This window comes from Rhodococcus sp. IEGM 1341 (assembly GCF_030056895.1).
Lineage (GTDB): Bacteria > Actinomycetota > Actinomycetes > Mycobacteriales > Mycobacteriaceae > Rhodococcoides.
Window position 1 is genome coordinate 117,571 of the sequence record NZ_JASHKV010000008.1, and the last position, 17,242, is coordinate 134,812.

The window sequence follows — 17,242 nt, forward strand, 5'->3', positions numbered from 1 at the left end:
TCCGCCGTTATGCTCGGCGGTGATGCTCTACGACGAGGGTGGATCCGGCCGTTCGATTCTGCTGCTGCACGGGCTGATGGGCAGTGCTGCCACCTGGCGCAGGCAGGTCCCGTGGCTTCGAGAATTCGGTCACGTGCACACCTACGACGCACCGGGGCATCGTCGCCCTCCGCCGCCGGAGCCCACCACCGAGTACTTCGTGGCCGACCTGCTCGAGCATCTCGACCGGCTGGGTCCCAGCGTGCTGATCGGTCATTCGATGGGCGCGCTGCACGGGTGGTGTGCAGCCGCGCAGCGACCAGACCTGGTGACTGCGCTCGTGGTCGAGGACATCGCCCCGGACTTTCGGGGCCGCACCGCAGACGACTGGGCCGCCATGATGCGGGCCTGGCCCCAGCCCTTTGCCGACGCCGACGCAGTACTCGCATTCTTCGGAGATGTTGCGGGACAATATTTTCTGGACTCTTTCGTTCGCAGCGAAGACGGCTGGCGATTGCACGGCGAGGTGGACTTCTTCGAGGCGATCTCGCAGGAATGGGGGACGCGGCACTTCTGGGACGAGTGGGAGGCCGTCGCCGCTCCGGTGCTGCTGATCGAGGGCGAGCACACCATCACCCCGGCCGGCGAGATGACGCAGATGCACGCGCGCAAGCCCGGTTCGACGTACGTGCGGATCGAGAAGGCTGCCCACCTGATTCACGACGAGGCTCCCGGGCCGTATCGCATGGCGGTCGAGGAGTTCCTGCGCACATTGTCCTGATTCTGCTGTGTTATAGGTCTCTGCCGCCACCCAATTATTGATACCCAACTTGACTTGATCTATGCAGAAACCGACTTTGACATGAATCGGTTAACCCTTTAGCTTTTAGAACAAGCCTGGTGGTGCGCATCACATCAGAATTCCGACATGGTGTGGCTCACTACACAGGCGTTGGTACGGCGATTTCAGTGTCCGCAAGCGTCACGCGCCGTTCACTGATAAGACTGGAGAAGACTCATGTTCAGCAGTCGCGTTCTGATCTCATCTGTCGCTGCTCTGTGTACCCTCGCGCTCGGTGCGTGTGGCGCGCCGGCGGCGGAGGAGGACAGCCAAGGCAGCGGCGGACTTCCGGGCGAGGTGTCGGCCGCGGGAAAGATCGTCGTTGCACTCAACCCGACCCTGAAACCGATCAGTTGGGTGGAGAGCAACAACGAATTGCAGGGGCTCGTCCCGGATCTCGCGAACGCGCTCGGAGCGCAGCTCGGAGTGGATGTCGAGCTGGTCCCCATGTCTCTCGACGCCATGGTTCCCGGATTGCAGTCGCGGAAAGTCGATCTGGCCCTTCTCACCGACAGTGAGGAACGCCAGAAGTCGCTCGACTTCATCGATTTCTTGGCCTTCAATCAGACGTTCGTCTCTCGCGCCGACGGGGATCTTCGACCGGAGTCCTACGACGACCTGTGTGGATTGAGTGTCGGCGCTTCGAGAGGGTCCTCGACGATCGCCGAGCTGGACGCTCTCTCGGGCTCCTGTGCAGCGAAGGGAGGTGCGGGAGTCAAGGTCGACGTGTACGACTCCCAAGCCGCAGCCGCGATCGCCGTGAGGAGCGGCCGGACAGATGTGTACCTGACGACGTCGACCAACGCCGATCAACTGATCAAAGAGGGCGACCTCGCAGCATCCGGCGAGATCAACCCCAGCTTCGCCGGATTCGTATCGGCGAAGAACCGCACGGATCTGCGTGACGCAGTGTTCGAGGCCATGCAGGCGCTCGCCGCCGACGGCCGACTGAAAGAGCCGTTCGCAACGTACGAGTTGGACTCGACCTACATGGAGCCCGACATCAACACCGCGACGGACGCGTCATGAGCGCGATCGACGCCTCGTCGGCTCCGATCAGACACAAGCGCCGCCACAAAGTACGGGACTCGATCTCGGCAGTGGTGATAGTGCTGACCGCGCTCCTTCTCTGGGCCATCGCGACGAACGAGAACATGGAGTGGGGCGTCGTCGGGGAGTACCTCTTCGAGCCGACCGTTCTCCAGGGAATCGCGAACACCATTCTTCTCGCCGCGGTCGCCATGATCGTCGGCATCGTGCTGGGTTTCGTGGTCGCCGTGATGCGGGTGGCCGACAGTAAGGTGCTCTCCACACTCGCTGCCGCGTTCTGCTGGTTCTTTCGCGGCGTGCCGACTCTGGTTCTGCTGATTCTGTGGTTCAACATCGCCCTGATCTTCCCGGTCATCGAGGCCTACGTTCCCGGGACATCGATCGGCGTCACCATCATCACGAACAACATCGTGACGACCTTCGTTGCTGCCGTGATCGCCCTTGGGCTGCACGAGGCCGCTTACATGGCCGAAATCTTCCGATCGGGCTTGACGTCGGTGGCGAAGGGTCAGACCGAGGCCAGTACCGCGCTGGGAATGACGTACACACAGAGTTTGCGGCGAATCATCGTTCCTCAGGCCATGCGTGTGATCATTCCGCCGACGGGCAATCAGTTCATCGGCATGCTCAAAGCAACGGCCCTCGTGGCGTTCATCGGTGGCAACGACCTGATGAGCGAGGTGCAGTTCATCTATTCGTCGTCGTACCAGGTCATCCCGCTTCTGATGGTGGCGACCTTCTGGTACCTGGTCCTGACGACCATCGCATCGCTGTTCCAGTCGCGAATCGAGCGACACTACAACCGCGGATTCGGCGAGCAGCGGTCGCGCAAGACCGGCGACGACGCGGACGAGCGGTTATCGAAGAGCCTGGTCGGCAACAGCACTCCCGAGCTATGAAGGAACGTGTCATGAACTCTCAGGCGACGACAGAACTCACCACACACGACCAGCCGGTGGTGCGAGTTCGCGGTCTGCACAAGTCCTTCGGGCGAACCGAAGTGCTGCACGGTATCGATCTGGACGTGATGCCCGGCCAGACCGTGTGCATCATCGGACCGTCGGGATCGGGCAAGAGCACTCTGCTCAGATGTCTCAACAATCTCGAAAGCGTGGACTCCGGGGAGATCCAGGTCAGCGGCCGCGACATCGGATACGAGCGCCGGGGCAACGGCTTGTACGAGGTATCGGCGCGTGAGGCTGCGCGACAGAGAGCCGATATCGGCATGGTCTTCCAGCAGTTCAATCTCTTTCCCCATCTCACCGTCATCGAGAACCTGATGTTGGCACCGATGGACGTGCGCGGCCGGTCACGCAAGGACCTGCTGCCTCGGGTTCGATTGATACTCGAGTCCGTCGGGATGGCACGGTTCGCCGACGCCTATCCCGCGCACCTCTCGGGCGGTCAGCAGCAGCGCGTGGCCATCGCGCGAGCTCTGGCGATGGACCCGCGCGTGATGTTGTTCGACGAGCCCACTTCGGCTTTGGACCGCGAACTGGTGGGAGAAGTGCTGGCAGTCATGAAGAGGCTGGCGCTCTCCGGCACCACGATGGTCGTGGTGACGCACGAGCTGGGATTCGCTCGTGACGTGGCGGACGTACTCGTGTTCATGGCCGACGGGGTCATCGTCGAACAGGGCCCACCCGATCAGCTCCTCGACAGCCCGACCCACGACAGGCTCCGGCAATTCCTGGGTGGGGAGAAGTGACCGATCCGATTGCGGGCGTGCGCATCACCTGGTTCTCTGTCGCGAATTGTCTGATGGAGTACGAGGGTGGGGCAGTATTGATCGACGGCTATGTCTCTCGTCTGCCACGGACGGTGTTCGGAGACGACACCGAGGCGACGACGTCGGTCGGACCTCAGATCAGCGATCCGGCCGCCGTTCGGCACGCATTCGAATCCTTGGGCGAGCCCGATGTCGGGGTGATACTCACCAGCCATGCGCATTTCGATCACACCTGGGATACCGCAGAGTGGGCGAAACTGACCGGAGCCACCGTCGTCGGCACGGAAACAGTTGCACAGCAATGTATCTCGCAAGGAGTCGAGCTATCGCAGATTCGGGTCGTGGAAGGTGGAGAGCAACTGGACCTGCCGGGAGGTGTCCGGTGCCATGTCGTCCGCGGAAACCACGGTGGGAACGATAAGCATCGAGCGCTGGGTAGGCAGCCGCGCACGCTGACATCACCGCCGGTCCCGGATGACAGGACCGGCGGTCTCAGGCCGGGCGTCCACGAGGACTTCCCGAACGGAGGCGGATCCCTGAGCTATCTGTTCGTGGACGACCGGCAGGAACCGCACCGGTCGTGGGGGCATACTGCTTCGCTGAGCTCGTTCGACTTCGAAGAGGACGTCGTCGTCGACGGCGTGAACTGTGGTAGTCCGGCGAACAATCTGGCGGCGGGGATGCAGGCGGCAGGACTGACCGGGGTCGACCTGTGGTTGGGGCCGGCCGCTCATACCGCGCACGAGGCTGCCAAGGCGATCCTGTCCCCGCTCTCCGTGGTCCCGATGCACTGGGACGATTTGTTCCTGCCGCCCGAAGAGGACGACACCGTTTACGATCTGGAGGCGTTGCGAGACATTTACGGCGGCGACGTCGACGTGCGTCTGCCCGTCCATTCCGAGGCGTTCACGCTGCCGTGATCGGCGAGAGCAGATGCGCTTGCGCTGGAGGCATCCCGATCGTTCCACGCGGGTCGTTCCACGCGGGTCGTTCCACGCGGTGGAGGAACTCCTGCGCGCACTAAGATGACCCGATGCCGCTCGCGAAGCTCAATGGAATCGACCTCAACTACGACGTCACCGGCGACGGCCCACTCGTGGTGATGGTGATGGGCACCGGTAGTCCGGGACGAGTCTGGCGAACCCATCAGGTTCCGACCCTGGTGAAGCAGGGGTATCGGGTCGTCACCTTCGACAATCGCGGTATCGCACCGTCTTCCGAGTGTGCGGGCGGGATGACGCTCGACGACCTGGTGGCCGACACCGCTGCCCTCGTCGAGCACCTCGGGGGAGGACCCGCACGCGTGGTGGGGACCTCGATGGGAGCGCGCGTCACCCAGGAATTGGCCTTGGCGAGGCCGGATCTGGTCTCTCATGCAGTGATGATGGCCACCTTCGGCAAGACGACCACCTTTCGGGCGCAGATGTCGAAGGGCGAGAAGGATCTTCACGACGCCGGGATCGACCTCCCCGCGTCGTACCGCGCGGCAATGACTGCGATGCAGAACTTTTCACCGAAGACCCTGGCCGACGACGCAGCGATCGGCGATTGGCTGGCGGTTCTCGAATATTCTGGTGGCCGAAAGACGGCGGGCATGCGGGCGCAGATCGGACTCGAAATGCGCGCCGGCACAGACAGATTGGCGGCGTACCGAAGAATCTCGGCGAAGTCCCTCGTCATCGGATTCGCCGACGACCGCATGATTCCGGTGCAGCAGTGCCGCGATGTGGCCGCTGCGATATCCGGTGCTCAGTACGTCGAGATCGCCGATACCGGCCATTTCGGCTACCTCGAACGCCCCGACGCGGTCAATGCGGCGCTCGTGGATTTCTTGGCTCGGTAGCTACACCTGGCCGTCCGAACCCTCACCCGCGAGGGCGAACAATCCCGATTCGGTCTGTTCTATCAATCCGTCGGTCAGCAGTGAATCGAGAGCTCGGTCGCGCTGCGTCGGGTCGGTGGGCCACACGATGTCGAGTTGTGCTCGCTCGACGGGACCGGAGCTCTCGCGCAGAACCGACATGAGCTTCCCGCGAACCTGGCGATCCGTGCCTGCGAACTTCTGGACCTTCTTGGCCGGGCCGGTGTGCGCGGGCCTGCCGGCCTCGATCCAGGCGCACTCGGGGAGCGGGCACAGCAGGCAAGCCGGATTCTTGGCCGTGCAGATCAGTGCCCCCAGTTCCATCAACGCCGCCGAGTAGCGGGCGGCCCGCGGGACGCTCTCCGGGAGCAGCTGTTCGACGTCGGCGAGATCCCTTGTCGTGGATGGATTTCCAGGCTCGGCGTTGCCGTGCAACGCACGGGCGACGACGCGTCGAACATTGGTGTCGACCACCGGAACTCGCTGGCCGTAGGCGAAAGTCGCCACCGCGCGCGCGGTGTAGGCCCCGATGCCCGGCAGGCCCAACAGTGTTTCGACGTCTCCGGGCACCTCGTCGCCGTACTCCTCGGCGAGCACGCGGGAGCACTCGTGCAATCGCAGTGCTCGACGCGGATAGCCCAACTTGCCCCACGCACGGAGCACCTCGGCCTGCGAGGACGCGGCCATCGCAGACGGCACCGGCCAACGCTGCACCCACTGCTCCCAGATGGGCGCGACCCGCACCACCGGCGTCTGCTGCAGCATGATCTCGCTCATCAGGATCTGCCATGCGCTGACACCGGGTCGTCGCCACGGCAGATCGCGTCCGTCGGTGTCGAACCACCCGAGCAGAGCGTCGGCATCGATCGGCAACTGGTCGCCCTTCTCGTCGTGTCTGTGATCGGTCCCAACAGTAGTCAACCCGACTCGCCGGTAACTCGATCCACGTGCACAATGAGACTCATGCCCGCTTCGAATCCGATCGCTGCCTGGAAGTCCCTCAAGGAAGGCAACCAACGGTTTGTCTCCGGAGAGGTCCTGCACCCGTCGCAGGGCATCGAGGATCGTGCCCGCCTCGAGAGTGCTCAGCACCCCAGTGCCATCCTCTTCGGCTGCGCCGACTCGCGTGTTGCTGCCGAGATCATCTTCGACCAGGGCCTCGGTGACATGTTCGTCGTGCGCACCGCCGGTCACGTGGTGGACTCCGCGGTGCTCGGCTCCATCGAGTACGGCGTTGCTGTGCTGAACGCGCCGCTGATCGTGGTGCTCGGCCACGATCACTGCGGTGCAGTCAAGGCGACCGTCGACGCCCTCGAGAGTGGTGACGTGCCCGGTGGCTACATCCGCGACGTCGTCGAACGCGTCACCCCGTCGGTGCTCTCGGCCCGCCGCGACGGCTACCAGGCCGTCGACGAGTTCGAGGCACGCCACGTCGAGGAGACCGGCAATCTGCTGATGCAGCGCTCGCGGATCGTCGCCGAGAAGGTCGAAGCCGGGGAACTCGCGATCGTCGGCCTCACCTACCAGCTGTCGAAGGGGCATGCGCAGTTGCGTGAGGTGATCGGCGACATCGGCGAAATGCCCGCCTGAACCGAGTCGAACCCCAACCTCGGTGAGGTCGCCGACGCGACACGCCGCGCGGGCTCAGGGATAGCGTGGCTTCGGCCGCATACGGTTGATTCGTGTTGGAACCGACCGGGCCTTTGCCTCCCGAAATCTACTGGCGACGCCGCGCTCTCGCCATCGGTGCGGCCGTTGTCGTCCTCGGATTGATCGTGTGGTTCATCGCCTCGCTCAGTGGCGGTTCCGACGACACCGAGGCTGCTCCCGCAGGCGTCGTTGCGGCTCCGGCAACAACTTCGGCCCTGCCGTCACCCAGCTCGTCTGCCACCGACGCCGATTCCGGCGGTTCGGGCGGCTCCGGCGACAGTGCGGGCGGATCCGGCGGCTCCGGTGGCTCCGGTGGGGCGACCGACTCCGCTGCCGGTGGCGGCGCGGCTGCGACCACCAGCGGCGCTCCGGCCCCGGTGATTTCCAACCAGTGCCCGGATCAATCGCTCGCAATCAAGGTGACGCCGGAGAAGGCCACGTACCGTCTGGGTGAAGAGCCCGTGTTCACCGTGGTCATCACCAACATCGGCTCCACCGAATGCCAGCGTGACGTCGGTGCCGGGTTGCAGCAGGCGCTCGTCTACACCCTCGACAATCAGCGCATCTGGTCCAACGTCGATTGCTTCCCCAACGCCGCCTCGGATCTGCGTACCTTCAAGCCCGGCGAGCAGGCGGGCTTCACCGTCAAGTGGTCCGGCACCAACTCGGTACCCGGCTGCGGCGAAGAGCGAATCCCGGTCGGCGTCGGTGCCTACCAGGCGATCGCTCAGCTCGGCGAGCTCAAGAGCGTGCCGGAGCCGTTCAACATCACCGGCTGAGTACGGTCGAATCTCATGACCACCTCGACCGCACTCGCCCGCTCCGCCTACAAGACATTCGAGCCCTTCCACGTCACCGCGTACTTCAACCCTGAACTGGGTGCGGCATACGAGGACACCGGCCTCGACGGTCATGCCTGGTACGTCGGCGCTCGAGCTGCCCCGATGGGTCCGTGCGCGCCGAGTGTCGTCGCAGCGGCGTTCTACAACTTCAACCCGGTGCTCATCGAACGCGCCTGGCCGGCCGCTGTTGCCGTCGGTTTGGACTCGGTGTCGAATCGCCGGTGGACACTGCTCGATTCCGTCCTCGGCACCGCGCTGGGTTCACTTGCCGCCGACCCCGGCCTGGCCACGCTCGCAGATCGTCTCCGCGTCATCGGCGACGCAGCCTCGTTCGCCGGTCGGCCACTCGCCGCAGCGTGGCATTCGGCCGAGCACCCCGACGTGCCGCATCTCGCGCTCTGGCACTCGATCACCGTCCTACGCGAGTGGCGCGGCGACGGTCACCTCGCCGCCTTGATCGACGCAGAACTCGACCCGACGGAAGCCGCCGTCTTCCACGAGGCCGACCGCACGACCCCGCAGCCCGGCCGTCGAGCACTCGGCAAGCGCATCACGCAGCTGACCAGGCAGTGGTCCGAAAGCGAATGGGGCTCTGCTGCAGAACGACTCGCCACTCGCGGATTGCTCACCACCTCGGCGGACGGCGAGACGTTGACCGAGGACGGACTCGCTCTCGATCGGCACATCGAGGATCGGACCGACGTCATGGCGTCGGCCGTATGGCGAGACGTCGAGGACGCCGATCAGTTGATCACCAGCGCACGACCGTACGTGAAGGCCGTGATCGACGCAGGCTTCCTCCCCGGAACGAAGAAGGCGTCCTAGTCGTACGGTCCCGAGATCGATGCCTCGGCCAGTCTGGACAGGCCTTCGCGGATGTGACGAGCCCAGAGTCCACCGATACCGTCGACGGACTGCAGGTCGGCTGCGGTGGCCGCGAGCAACCCCTGCAGGGTGCCGAACGCGCCGACCAGCCGGTGAATCTGGCTGAACTGCAACCGCGGAACTCGGGTGAGCACCCGGTACCCGCGGGGACTCATCGGGGTGTCGAGGGCCTCTATGGTCGCGGGATATCCGAAAGCGCGGGCCAGCGTCGTCAGATCCAGCAGATCGACGTCGGTCAGCTTGTCCAGTGCGGCGAGCGCCTTCTCCACTCCGGTGGTGCTCGACGGTTCGTTGCCGGCCAGGTAGTCACGCACGATCAGTTGGCGATCGACGTCGTTGTCGCCCAACAACTCTTCGAGCTGAAGGGCGAGCTGGCGGCCGTCCGTGCCGAGTTCGAGGACGTTCTGCTCGATCTCCACCGACACTCGCCGCACCATCTCGAGGCGCTGCGCGACGGTCAGGGCGTCGCGCAGTGTCACGAAGTCCTCGATCTCCACCACCGAGAGTTGACGGGTGTTGTCGTCGAGCCGGGCCTTGTAGCGTTCGAGGGTCGCGACGGCCTGATTGGCGCGCGAGAGGATGGTGGCCGAGCCTTCCACGACGTGCCTGATGCCACCGATGTAGACGCTGACGATGCTCATCGACTGGCTCACCGAGACGACGGGATAGCCGGTCTGCATGGCGGTTCGCTCGGCGGCGCGGTGCCGGGTACCGGATTCGACGGTGGGAATCTTGTGGTCGGGGACCAGCTGGACGTTGGATCGGACGATGCGCTTGCCGTCGGTCGAAAGCACTACTGCACCATCCATTTTCGACAATTCGCGCAGCCGGGTTGGGGCGAACTCGACATCGAGCTCGAACCCGCCGTCGCAGATCGCCTCGACCTCGTCGTCGTAGCCGAGGACGATCAACCCGCCGGTACGGCCGCGCAGAATTCGCTCGAGACCGTCTCGCAGTGCGGTTCCCGGTGCGAGCCGGGCGATGGTCTCGCGCAACGCTGGGGACGGCGTGGTGCCCTCCATCGGCCAACCCCCTCGTGTCTTGGCAGCGGCTACGGCTCGGGCTGCGGATTTCTGTGCGTGCGAACAAAGAGTACTGCGCTGCCACGTGCAGGCAGGCAGACAAAGGATACTGCGCTGCTACACGCGGGCGGTCGGACGAAGAATACCGCCCGGTGTCATACGGGCCGCATACGCGTGTAGGTCAACGCCTCTCCGACGTTGGTGACGGTCTTGACCTTGATGCCGTCGGGTATGGGACCGGCGTCCTCGGGGACGATGGCGTAGTTGAACCCCAATCGGGCGGCCTCGGCGAGACGGCGACCCAGCCCGGCGACGCGGCGCACCTCTCCGGCCAGGCCGACTTCGCCCAGAATCACCATGCCCGCGGGAAGTGGTTGATCGCGAACCGCCGAGGCCACCGCTGCGGCGAGCGCGAGATCGGCGGACGGTTCGCTGGTGCGCATCCCACCGACCGTCGCCGCGTAGACCTCCGCCTTGGACACCTTGACGCCGCAGCGACGTTCCAGCACGGCCAGGATCATCGCTACGCGGGCGTGATCGAGCCCGCTGACCGCGCGCCGGGGCGATGGCATCGTGGTGTCGACGATCAGCGCTTGCAGCTCGGCCAACAGCGGCCGTTTGCCGTCCATCGTGACGGTGACGGCAGTGCCGGGCACGGCGTCGTTCCGATGATGCAGGAACAACCCGGACGGATCACTGATGCCGACGATGCCGGTCTCGCGGAGCTCGAAGCAACCCACCTCGTCGGAGGCTCCGAACCGGTTCTTGACGCCCCGAATCATCCGCAGGGTGGAGTGCTTGTCGCCCTCGAAGTTGAGCACCACGTCGACGAGATGCTCGAGAGATCGCGGACCGGCCACCGCGCCTTCCTTGGTGACGTGCCCGACGAGCAGTACCGCGACGCCGGTGGTCTTGGCCAGCGTGGTCAACGCGCTGGTGATGGCGCGAACCTGGGTGACGCCGCCGATGACGCCGTCGACGTCCGCGGCGAGCATCGTCTGAACCGAATCGACGATCAGCAGGCTGGGCTTGACCTGCTCCACGTGGCCGAAGACGGTGGCGAGATCGGATTCGGCGGCGAGGAAGACGCGTTCGTGTACCGCGCCGGTGCGATCGGCACGCAACCGCACCTGCCCCGCCGACTCCTCGCCCGTGACGTAGAGCGCGCGTCGATCCGGTGCCGAGCGGGCCCATCGGTGCACCACCTCGAGCAGCAGCGTCGATTTGCCGACTCCGGGTTCGCCGGCAAGGAGGACGACCGAACCGGGAACGAGCCCGCCCCCGAGCACGCGATCGAACTCGTCGATCCCGGTGGTGTTGGCCTGCGAGGTGGCACTGCTGATGGTCGTCAGAGCAGCAGCGGGCGTGCTGGGAATCATGGCTCCGCCGCCCGAGCGAAGGGATGATGCGCCTGCCCGCGTCGCGAGCGGAGCCGCAGTGGCCTGGACCTCTTCCATCGAGCCCCAGTCACCGCATTCGGGACAGCGACCGACCCACTTCGAGACCGAGTGACGGCACGCGGAGCAGCGGTAGCTCGACTTCAGTTTGACCACGTCGGCAGCCTAACGATGGGCACCGACAGGGTCGGGGAGGCGGTTATTCGCCTTCGCTGTGCTCGGTGACCGCGGACGGGTCACGCTCGAGCTCGATACCGGCATCGACCGGAACGTTGACGACGACCTCGCCCGCGTTCGCGAACTCGAACGTGACCGGCAGCGTCAGGCCCGGTCGAACGTTCTCGGAGATGTCGGCCATCTCGACCTTGATCAGCTGGATCGGCAGCAGTGGATCGTCGAGCTGAACGTCGGCGGGTGAACCTGCGCCGAGCGCGGTCTGCGGAGCGATCTCGTTGCTGCCCGCTTCCGCCTCGTCGACGATGGTGACCTGTGCCTCGGGGGAGGAGATGCCGGTCAGCTCGTCGGCCACACTCGTGTTGGCGTTGATGGCCGTGAAGCCGAGCTCGACGGTGCCGCCGGGCTCGATGCTGTATTCCTCGGAGGTGGGGTACACCACGTGCACGTTGCGGAGCTGGATGTCTCCGACGTCAGCGGAGTTACCGTTGACCGCGGCGACCTGAGTGGCCGTCTGGGAGATCTGACCTGCGCCGCACGCGGTGAGGGCGAGCGCGCCACCGGCGAGAAGAGCGAGGGCGGCGGCCGTCCTGCGATGGCGGCCAAGCGGTGTCGCAGCGTCGATTGCAGTCACTTCGGTCGTCCTCCATGTGGTGCCGGGCCGGCTCGGTCCTTCTCGTCCACTAGGCAGAGTAGTAGTTCTGGTCCACCGGCCGCTCGTGGGGTCTGCCGACGGCCCGATGACGCCAGGTGAGGGTGCCTGTCGGGAGTGGAGACAGTGGAACGAACCGACCGAAAATGTGGCGTCGGATACACGTCGAATCCTCTGTGTCAACCCCTGATTCGGCACCGCTATGCCCCTGACCTGCACCGTTGATATTGGCCGTGGTATTCTTGATAAATCGAAAGGGGCACTTGTCACATGATTTTCAAGGTCGGAGACACCGTCGTTTACCCCCATCACGGAGCGGCGCTGATCGAAGCGATAGAGACACGCACCATCAAGGGTGAACCGAGAGAGTATCTGGTTCTCAAGGTCGCGCAAGGCGACCTCACCGTTCGAGTTCCCGCGGACAACGCAGAGTACGTAGGCGTTCGCGACGTCGTCGGGCAAGAAGGTCTCGACAAAGTCTTTCAGGTGCTCCGCGCGCCGCACACCGAAGAGCCCACCAACTGGTCGCGTCGGTACAAGGCCAACCTGGAGAAGCTCGCTTCCGGTGATGTGAACAAGGTTGCCGAGGTCGTCCGTGATCTCTGGCGACGCGAGCAGGACCGCGGACTGTCGGCAGGCGAGAAGCGCATGCTCGCCAAGGCACGGCAGATTCTGGTCGGCGAGTTGGCACTGGCCGAAGGAACCGACCAGGCCAAGGCCGACACCATGCTCGACGAAGTTCTCGCTACAGCTTCTTAGAGTGAACGGTACTTCCGGCGACGTGGTCGCCCTGGTACCCGCTGCAGGCAAAGGCCTTCGGCTCGGATACGACGAGCCGAAGGCATTCGTCTGTCTGGGTACGGACTCTCTCCTGACACGGTCCGTCGACGGCCTACGGGCCTCGGGTGCCGTCGACCGCATCGTCGTCATCGTGCCGACCGAGCTGCTCGACGCGGCCCGCCGTCATGTCGGCGACGACGTCACCGTTGTTGCCGGAGGCCTCGAACGCACCGATTCGGTGCGCGCCGGTCTCGCCGCCGTCGGCGACGCAGCCGTCGTGCTCGTCCACGATGCCGCCCGCGCCCTCACCCCACCGACGCTGATCGCCCGTGTCGTGGCCGAGGTGCGCGCCGGCCGCTCCGCCGTCATCCCGGTTCTCCCGGTCGTCGACACCGTCAAGGAAGTCGACATCATGGGCGCAGTGGTGGGTACCCCGGACCGCGCGAGCCTGCGGTCGGTACAGACCCCGCAGGGCTTCGACGCCGACGTCCTGCGCCGCGCGTACGACGCGACCACCGACATCTCCACCGACGACGCCGGCCTGGTCGAGCGCATCGGTGAGACGGTGCACACCATCGTCGGTGACGCCCTCGCGTTCAAGATCACCACCCCCCTCGACCTGCTGCTGGCCGAGGCCCTGACGAGAGGCGATTCATGAGAGTCGGCATCGGTACCGATGTGCACCCCATCGCCCCCGGCCGTCCCTGTTGGCTGGCCGGATTGCTGTTCGACGACGCGGACGGACTCGACGGGCATTCCGACGGCGATGTCGCCTCCCACGCCCTGTGCGACGCGTTGCTCTCCGCGGCCGGACTGGGCGATCTCGGATCGGTGTTCGGGACGGGGCGTCCGGAATGGGACGGGGTCAGCGGAGCTGCCATGTTGACCGAGGTCAAACGCCTGCTCGACGCCGATGGATTCGCGATCGGCAACGCTGCGGTGCAGATCATCGGCAACAGGCCCAAGATCGGACCGCGCCGCGCCGAGGCCCAGGAGGTGCTCTCGCGGGTACTCGGTGCGCCGGTATCGGTGTCTGCGACCACCACCGACGGGCTCGGGCTGACCGGTCGGGGCGAAGGAATCGCGGCCATCGCGACCGCACTTGTCATGACGAGGTAAAACCACCGGTAGCATTGCTGGTCGTGACCCTTCACCTACACGACACCGAGACGAGGGCCCTGCGGGAATTCACCCCCTTGGTCCCTGGCCATGCATCGGTGTACCTGTGTGGGGCGACGGTGCAGGGTGAACCTCATATCGGTCACGTGCGCAGCGGTGTCGCGTTCGACGTACTGCGCCGCTGGCTGTTGGCGCACGACTACGACGTCGCCTTCGTCCGCAACGTCACCGACATCGACGACAAGATCCTCAACAAGGCACGCGACGCAGGCCGGCCGTGGTGGGAATGGGCTGCCACGTACGAGCGGTCCTTCACCTGGGCGTACGACCGACTCGGAGTGCTTCCGCCGTCGGCCGAGCCACGCGCCACCGGGCACATCACCCAGATGGTCCAGATGATCGAGCGACTGATCGAACGCGGCCATGCCTACGCCGACGAGTGCGGTGACGTCTACTTCGACGTGCAGAGCTTCCCGAGCTACGGCGCGCTGTCCGGCCACAAGCTCGACGACGTGCACCAGGGCGAGAGCGTCGCCGAGGGCAAACGCGACCCTCGCGATTTCACGCTCTGGAAGGGCGCGAAACCGGGCGAGCCGTCGTGGCCGACGCCGTGGGGCCCCGGTCGGCCCGGCTGGCACCTCGAATGCTCCGCGATGGCGGAGAACTACCTCGGTTCGGATTTCGACATCCACTGCGGTGGACTGGATCTGGTGTTCCCGCACCACGAGAACGAGCGGGCCCAGTCCATGGCGGCCGGTGACGGCTTCTCTCGGTACTGGCTGCACAACGGCTGGGTGACGATGGGCGGCGAGAAGATGTCGAAGTCTCTCGGCAACGTGCTCTCGGTACCCAATGTGCTCAAAAAGGTTCGGCCGCAAGAACTTCGGTTCTATCTCGGTGGAGCGCACTATCGTTCGATGCTGGAGTACTCCGACACTGCGCTCGAAACGGCGGCCGTGACCTACCGGGGCATCGAAGGGTTCGTTCGACGAGCCGTCGAACGTGCAGGCGAGGTGCCGCTGGGTAAGTGGACCGCCGGATTTGCCGAAGCTCTCGACGACGACCTCGGAGTTCCCAAGGCGTTGGCCGAGATTCACGCGACCGTCACTCTCGGCAACACCGCACTCGAATCCGGAGACCTACCGGCCGCGGTGGAGTACGCAGGCAGCGTCCGGGCGATGCTCGACATCCTCGGTGTCGACCCACTCGATCCGCACTGGGCCAGCGACAGTGGTTCCGACGCAGCAGCTCTCGGTGCCCTCGGCGTCCTCGTCGAGGCCGAGCTGGAGCGTCGGGCAACGGCGAAGGCGACCAAGGACTGGGCCGCCGCAGACGAGATACGGACGAGACTGGCCAAGGCCGGAGTAGACGTGACAGATACACCCAACGGGCCCGAATGGTCGCTGGGTACGAGCAAGACCGACGAAGCAGGTTTGTGATGGCAGGCAATTCGAGTAGGCGCGGCGCGATCCGCAAGGACGGCACCAAGAAGGGGCAGGTCGCCGGATCGGGCGGCAAGCGTCGGAAGGGTCTCGAAGGCCGCGGCGCGACGCCTCCCGCCTCCGAGCGCACCAAGCACCCCGCCGCGCGTCGGGCCAAGCTCGCCGAGAAGTCTGCCCAGAACCGCGGCGGCACCACCGGTGGCCGCGCGGGTGGACGACCGGCCGGACGCAAGGCAGAGGACGGTCCCGAGGTAGTGCTCGGTCGCAACCCGGTCGTCGAGTGCCTGCGTGCGGGCGTCCCCGCGACGGCCCTGTGGGTTGCCGTCGGTACCGACAGCGACGATCGACTCAAGGAAGCCGTGCAGCGTGCAGGCGACGCGCGGATCTCCATCCTCGAAGTTCCCCGCTCCGATCTGGACAAGCTCAGCGCCAACGGATTGCACCAGGGCCTGGCCCTGCAGGTGCCGCCGTATCGCTACGCGCACCCCGACGACCTGATCTCGAACGCGCGCACGCACCAGGAACCCGCGCTGCTCGTCGCGCTCGACAACATCACCGACCCGCGCAACCTGGGTGCCGTCGTGCGATCGGTGGCGGCGTTCGGTGGCCACGGCGTCGTGATCCCGCAGCGACGCAGCGCGAGCGTGTCCGCGGTGGCATGGCGAACCAGTGCCGGCGCGGCAGCTCGCCTGCCGATTGCACGCGCAGTCAATCTGACTCGCACACTGAAGGATTGGCAGTCCAAGGGCGTCACCGTCGTCGGCCTGGACGCAGGCGGCGACACCGAACTCGACACCTTCGACGGCAAGGGCCCAGTGGTCATCGTCGTCGGATCCGAGGGCAAGGGTCTCTCGCGTCTGGTCAGCGAGACCTGCGACCACATCCTGTCGATCCCGATGGCCGGACCGGTGGAATCGCTCAACGCATCCGTCGCGGCGGGCGTCGTATTGGCCGACATCGCCCGGCAACGCCGGGGATAGACCTAGGTTCTGATGCGGCCTGCGGTCTCGTGCATCGCGGGAACGACGATATCGACCATGTCGGTGGCGCTGTAGTTCTTTGCGTGCAGTGATGTGTTCAGTGCTGCCACGACGGTGTCGTTGCTGTTGCGCAACGGCACTGCGGCAGCACGCATTCCGACGTCCAGTTCGTCGACCACCTCGGACCAACCGGCGTTGCGTACCCGAGTGATCTCGGCGCGCAGTGCATCTCGATCCACTAGCGTGCGCGGGGTCAGGGCTTCGATGGGGGCGTCGGCGAAATAGCGTTCGAGGTCGCTCTCGGGGAGGGCCGCGAGCAGCACTCGGCCCGATGACGTCGCGTGTGCGGGGAATCGAGTGCCCAGCGTGATGACGACCCGCAACATGCGCGAGGACGGAACGCGCGCGACATAGACGATGTCGAATCCGTCGAGGATGGCCACCGAGGTCGTTTCGCCCAATTGTCGTGCGAGCGCCTCGATGTGGGGTTCGGCCAGACGGGGTAGGTCCATGCCGGACAGGAACGAGAAGCCCAGATTCATCACCCGCGGGGTGAGGGTGAACTGACGGCCGTCCTGGCGCACGAATCCCAGTTCTGTCAGCGTCAGCAACAGTCGACGGGCGGTCGCTCGGGTGACTCCGACGGCCTCGGCGACCTCGGTGAGGGTGCGGGCCGGGTGCGCGTCGTCGAAGCACTGCAGCACGCTCAGGCCGCGTTCGAGTGACTGCACGAACCAGGCGGGGCGTTGGTCGTCGGGAGCGATCTCGGCCGTCATGGTTCGAGTCTGCCTCATTGCTCTGTCCGCGCCGCATCACATCGCTCGGTGCTTGTGGTCTTG

At 65.5% G+C, this 17,242-nt stretch carries 19 protein-coding genes; 14 read left to right on the forward strand and 5 right to left on the reverse strand.

What is annotated here, in order from left to right; genetic code table 11:
- The first annotated feature begins 22 nt into the window (after positions 1-22).
- From QM615_RS17545 to QM615_RS17570, 6 genes are all read left to right on the forward strand, one after another.
- A complete protein-coding gene (locus tag QM615_RS17545) occupies positions 23-760 on the forward strand; it encodes an alpha/beta fold hydrolase (protein WP_149406468.1) in 738 nt (245 codons plus the stop codon).
- Positions 761-997: 237 nt separating this feature from the next.
- Positions 998-1,849 (forward strand): transporter substrate-binding domain-containing protein, encoded by an 852-nt coding sequence (locus QM615_RS17550; protein WP_149406469.1) that lies wholly within the window; start codon positions 998-1,000, stop codon positions 1,847-1,849.
- Positions 1,846-2,769 (forward strand): amino acid ABC transporter permease, encoded by a 924-nt coding sequence (locus QM615_RS17555; protein WP_149406470.1) that lies wholly within the window; start codon positions 1,846-1,848, stop codon positions 2,767-2,769. The genes QM615_RS17550 and QM615_RS17555 overlap by 4 nt, the downstream gene beginning before the upstream one ends.
- 11 nt (positions 2,770-2,780) lie before the next feature.
- Positions 2,781-3,578, forward strand: a complete 798-nt coding sequence (locus QM615_RS17560; RefSeq protein ID WP_223145649.1) for an amino acid ABC transporter ATP-binding protein — start codon at positions 2,781-2,783, stop codon at positions 3,576-3,578.
- Positions 3,575-4,519: an MBL fold metallo-hydrolase gene (locus QM615_RS17565; RefSeq protein WP_149406471.1), complete on the forward strand. Its 945-nt coding sequence runs from the start codon at positions 3,575-3,577 to the stop codon at positions 4,517-4,519. The genes QM615_RS17560 and QM615_RS17565 overlap by 4 nt, the downstream gene beginning before the upstream one ends.
- A gap of 113 nt (positions 4,520-4,632) precedes the next feature.
- On the forward strand, positions 4,633-5,442 hold the full coding sequence (locus QM615_RS17570) for an alpha/beta fold hydrolase (protein WP_149406472.1): 810 nt from the start codon (positions 4,633-4,635) through the stop codon (positions 5,440-5,442).
- Here QM615_RS17570 and QM615_RS17575 read toward each other — a convergent pair whose 3' ends face one another.
- On the reverse strand, positions 5,443-6,333 hold the full coding sequence (locus QM615_RS17575) for an HhH-GPD family protein (protein ID WP_149406710.1): 891 nt from the start codon (positions 6,331-6,333) through the stop codon (positions 5,443-5,445).
- 90 nt (positions 6,334-6,423) lie between these two features.
- Here QM615_RS17575 and QM615_RS17580 point away from each other — a divergent pair, with 90 nt between their 5' ends.
- The 3 genes from QM615_RS17580 (at position 6,424) to QM615_RS17590 (ending at position 8,777) form a co-directional block, all read left to right on the forward strand.
- Positions 6,424-7,050 carry a carbonic anhydrase gene (locus QM615_RS17580; protein WP_068053727.1) on the forward strand — a complete coding sequence of 209 codons (627 nt, stop codon included), beginning with the start codon at positions 6,424-6,426 and terminating at the stop codon, positions 7,048-7,050.
- Positions 7,051-7,142: 92 nt separating this feature from the next.
- Positions 7,143-7,889, forward strand: a complete 747-nt coding sequence (locus QM615_RS17585; RefSeq protein ID WP_149406473.1) for a hypothetical protein — start codon at positions 7,143-7,145, stop codon at positions 7,887-7,889.
- A 15-nt stretch (positions 7,890-7,904) separates the two neighbouring features.
- Complete coding sequence (locus QM615_RS17590) at positions 7,905-8,777, forward strand: SCO6745 family protein (protein ID WP_149406474.1); 873 nt, start codon at positions 7,905-7,907, stop codon at positions 8,775-8,777.
- Here QM615_RS17590 and disA read toward each other — a convergent pair.
- From disA to QM615_RS17605, 3 genes are all read right to left on the reverse strand, one after another.
- Complete coding sequence (gene disA / locus QM615_RS17595; protein WP_068053740.1) at positions 8,774-9,859, reverse strand: DNA integrity scanning diadenylate cyclase DisA; 1,086 nt, start codon at positions 9,857-9,859, stop codon at positions 8,774-8,776. The two genes, QM615_RS17590 and disA, sit on opposite strands and share 4 nt — an antisense overlap.
- Before the next feature lie 155 nt (positions 9,860-10,014).
- Positions 10,015-11,412, reverse strand: coding sequence for a DNA repair protein RadA (gene radA, locus QM615_RS17600; RefSeq protein ID WP_068053746.1), 1,398 nt, complete (start codon positions 11,410-11,412; stop codon positions 10,015-10,017).
- A gap of 43 nt (positions 11,413-11,455) precedes the next feature.
- Positions 11,456-12,064 carry a copper chaperone PCu(A)C domain-containing protein gene (locus QM615_RS17605; protein WP_068053749.1) on the reverse strand — a complete coding sequence of 203 codons (609 nt, stop codon included), beginning with the start codon at positions 12,062-12,064 and terminating at the stop codon, positions 11,456-11,458.
- Between the two features lie 288 nt (positions 12,065-12,352).
- Between QM615_RS17605 and QM615_RS17610 the strand changes: the two genes are divergently transcribed.
- The 5 genes from QM615_RS17610 to rlmB are packed head-to-tail and all read left to right on the forward strand — an operon-like array spanning position 12,353 to position 16,403.
- Positions 12,353-12,841: a CarD family transcriptional regulator gene (locus QM615_RS17610; protein ID WP_027494344.1), complete on the forward strand. Its 489-nt coding sequence runs from the start codon at positions 12,353-12,355 to the stop codon at positions 12,839-12,841.
- A gap of 1 nt (position 12,842) precedes the next feature.
- The gene (gene ispD, locus QM615_RS17615; RefSeq protein ID WP_149406475.1) at positions 12,843-13,520 is read left to right on the forward strand and encodes a 2-C-methyl-D-erythritol 4-phosphate cytidylyltransferase; all 678 of its coding nucleotides are present in this window, start codon (positions 12,843-12,845) and stop codon (positions 13,518-13,520) included.
- Complete coding sequence (gene ispF / locus QM615_RS17620; protein WP_094640924.1) at positions 13,517-13,981, forward strand: 2-C-methyl-D-erythritol 2,4-cyclodiphosphate synthase; 465 nt, start codon at positions 13,517-13,519, stop codon at positions 13,979-13,981. The genes ispD and ispF overlap by 4 nt, the downstream gene beginning before the upstream one ends.
- A 23-nt stretch (positions 13,982-14,004) precedes the next feature.
- Complete coding sequence (cysS, locus tag QM615_RS17625; protein WP_149406476.1) at positions 14,005-15,420, forward strand: cysteine--tRNA ligase; 1,416 nt, start codon at positions 14,005-14,007, stop codon at positions 15,418-15,420.
- Positions 15,420-16,403 carry a 23S rRNA (guanosine(2251)-2'-O)-methyltransferase RlmB gene (rlmB, locus tag QM615_RS17630; RefSeq protein WP_149406477.1) on the forward strand — a complete coding sequence of 328 codons (984 nt, stop codon included), beginning with the start codon at positions 15,420-15,422 and terminating at the stop codon, positions 16,401-16,403. Before cysS ends, rlmB begins: the two co-directional genes overlap by 1 nt.
- A 2-nt stretch (positions 16,404-16,405) precedes the next feature.
- On the opposite strand, the gene QM615_RS17635 is transcribed toward rlmB, so the two are convergent.
- Entirely contained in the window at positions 16,406-17,179 is a 774-nt protein-coding gene (locus QM615_RS17635) for an IclR family transcriptional regulator domain-containing protein (RefSeq protein ID WP_149406478.1), read from the reverse strand.
- Between the last annotated feature and the right edge of the window lie 63 nt (positions 17,180-17,242).

What these genes read in the sequence shown, in the direction of transcription:
- QM615_RS17545 (WP_149406468.1), top strand. Translation starts at nt 23, where the DNA reads ATGCTCTACGACGAGGGTGGATCCGGCCGTTCGATTCTGCTGCTGCAC.
- QM615_RS17550 (WP_149406469.1), top strand. Translation starts at nt 998, where the DNA reads ATGTTCAGCAGTCGCGTTCTGATCTCATCTGTCGCTGCTCTGTGTACC.
- QM615_RS17555 (WP_149406470.1), top strand. Translation starts at nt 1,846, where the DNA reads ATGAGCGCGATCGACGCCTCGTCGGCTCCGATCAGACACAAGCGCCGC.
- QM615_RS17560 (WP_223145649.1), top strand. Translation starts at nt 2,781, where the DNA reads ATGAACTCTCAGGCGACGACAGAACTCACCACACACGACCAGCCGGTG.
- QM615_RS17570 (WP_149406472.1), top strand. Translation starts at nt 4,633, where the DNA reads ATGCCGCTCGCGAAGCTCAATGGAATCGACCTCAACTACGACGTCACC.
- QM615_RS17580 (WP_068053727.1), top strand. Translation starts at nt 6,424, where the DNA reads ATGCCCGCTTCGAATCCGATCGCTGCCTGGAAGTCCCTCAAGGAAGGC.
- QM615_RS17590 (WP_149406474.1), top strand. Translation starts at nt 7,905, where the DNA reads ATGACCACCTCGACCGCACTCGCCCGCTCCGCCTACAAGACATTCGAG.
- disA (WP_068053740.1), bottom strand. Translation starts at nt 9,859, where the DNA reads ATGGAGGGCACCACGCCGTCCCCAGCGTTGCGCGAGACCATCGCCCGG.
- QM615_RS17610 (WP_027494344.1), top strand. Translation starts at nt 12,353, where the DNA reads ATGATTTTCAAGGTCGGAGACACCGTCGTTTACCCCCATCACGGAGCG.
- ispF (WP_094640924.1), top strand. Translation starts at nt 13,517, where the DNA reads ATGAGAGTCGGCATCGGTACCGATGTGCACCCCATCGCCCCCGGCCGT.
- rlmB (WP_149406477.1), top strand. Translation starts at nt 15,420, where the DNA reads ATGGCAGGCAATTCGAGTAGGCGCGGCGCGATCCGCAAGGACGGCACC.
- QM615_RS17635 (WP_149406478.1), bottom strand. Translation starts at nt 17,179, where the DNA reads ATGACGGCCGAGATCGCTCCCGACGACCAACGCCCCGCCTGGTTCGTG.